Raw genomic sequence first — 1,847 nt, forward strand, 5'->3', positions numbered from 1 at the left:
TGTCCACGATCTCCTGCACCTTGTCGTTGAGTACCTTGAACTTGCCGTCCTTGCCGACTTCCGGCATGCCCTCCAGCGCGTCCTGCACCTGCTTCATCGCCGGCTCCACCACCTGCTCGGCGTCGCGGTCGGCCACCTGGCCGGCCTTCACCAGGCGCTGACTCTTTTCGGACAGCGTCTTGAGCTTGTCGTTCATGCTCGACATGCGGTCCATGACGTCCGGCTCACCGAGCACGCCCTTGGCCTGGAAGCCCAACCTTTCCAGCTTGCCGCCACGCTCCATCTCGGCCACCGCATCGCTGGGCGTCATCCCGCTGGCCTTGATCTCGTCGACGACCTGTTCCAGCCCGTGCGCCCGGAGCCACTGCGCGTCGGCCTCGATATCCGAGGCCACGCTCTTCACCTGGCGCGCCAGCACATCGTAGGCAGTCTGGCGGCGACGCCCCAGGGCATCGTTGGCCACGCTGTGGGCCTTTCGCAGACCATCCAGCATCGCAGAGCCGCCGGCCTGCACGAGCGTCACCGGCGACCGAATCAGCGAATCGATCGCTGCCGACATCCCACCACCATCGTGGCCGCCACCATGCCCCCGCGGACCACCGGCGCCACCACCCACAGACCGCTCGGCGGCCGCAGTGCGGTGAGCATCGGCGGCGTTGAGCACGCCGGCAAGTTCCTTCGCCAGCCTGCTCGGCAGATGCTGCTTTGCCGCCTCCGTCACGCCGTCATAGGCGCGATCCACGCGCAGGGCGTGATCCAACAGCCGCTGCCAGCTCTGCTCAGCCTTCGATCGCACAGTGGCGTCCTCATCGGCCAGCGCCGCCGAATCGAACTGGCGCATCTGCGACACAAGCTGATCCATGACCGTCCCACTGGCTGGGGCGCTCGCGCTCACAGGCGCGGGATCTTCTTTCGGCGAGGGCGCGGCAGGCGCTTCGGCGACCGCCGCCACCGTGACGGGGGGCGCCGCAGGACCTCGCGCCATTTCGTCCGCCGCAGCTGGCTCTTGCGGGCCCGGCTCTTCCACCACATCCGGGTCCATGTCCTCGCCTTCCAACGCCGCTGGCGTCAGCGATGCCAGCCATCCCGCACTGAGCCCCGAAGGCTGCGGGGGAGCTCCCGGGGCGCTCACAGGCGCCGATTGCGTATCGGTAGCGGTGGCCTCGGACTGGGCCTCGGGGCCCGTCGGGGGGAATAGGCGGGTAAYTTTGCTCATCGGATGGACGCCAAGAGGGGTCCTGCCGATCATATACAACTTTCGTTAGACTATAAATATCCGTGGGGCTGCTTTCCCCTGCCCGATATCCTCGGAATCGAAGCTCAGGCTATCTCAGCTGCGGGTCTGGCCCGGGCCGGTAGCGCCTCGCCATCATAGTCGGCACGTGCAGCGGCGCGCTGTTGCAGCCTGGCATCGAGCGCCTGATCCCGCCGTGATGCGAGCACGTACTCCCACACCATGCGCCCGACCGGGCCATCCAGACAACTCACATCCGGCCGCAGCGCCACCGCCTCCGCCACGGAGGCGTCGATCTGGACATTGTCCGGGCCCACATACCAGCTCGCCCCCGCTTTGGATGACGTCACGCGCACCAGGCTTCCGCCTGCTGCCAGGGCCTCCATCACCGCTGCCTCATCCACCACCTTCGTCATCCAATCTCCCTCCAGCTTCTGGCCCTTACAACACGCAACAGACGCGCTACTTGGCTCCCACACGATGGGGCATTTGCCCACACACACCCTGCACTTGCCCACGCATCCACCGAAGCGGTGAGCCGGCAGCGCCGGCATTCCAAGGGCCCGCAGTCGGGCGGCAAACACCGATCTCCCGATATCGCACACCCGACCCC

General features: G+C 67.0%; 1 protein-coding gene and 1 pseudogene. Both read right to left on the bottom strand.

Features of this window, described 5'->3' with window-relative positions; all coding sequences use genetic code 11:
* Positions 1-1,042 (bottom strand): annotated as a pseudogene (locus AC04MI_RS24915) (hypothetical protein); the annotation flags it as partial.
* 278 nt (positions 1,043-1,320) lie between these two features.
* The gene (locus tag AC04MI_RS24920) at positions 1,321-1,650 is read right to left on the bottom strand and encodes a hypothetical protein (RefSeq protein ID WP_436001292.1); all 330 of its coding nucleotides are present in this window, start codon (positions 1,648-1,650) and stop codon (positions 1,321-1,323) included.
* Positions 1,651-1,847 lie beyond the last annotated feature (197 nt).

Source organism: Acidovorax sp. LjRoot204, assembly GCF_056175785.1.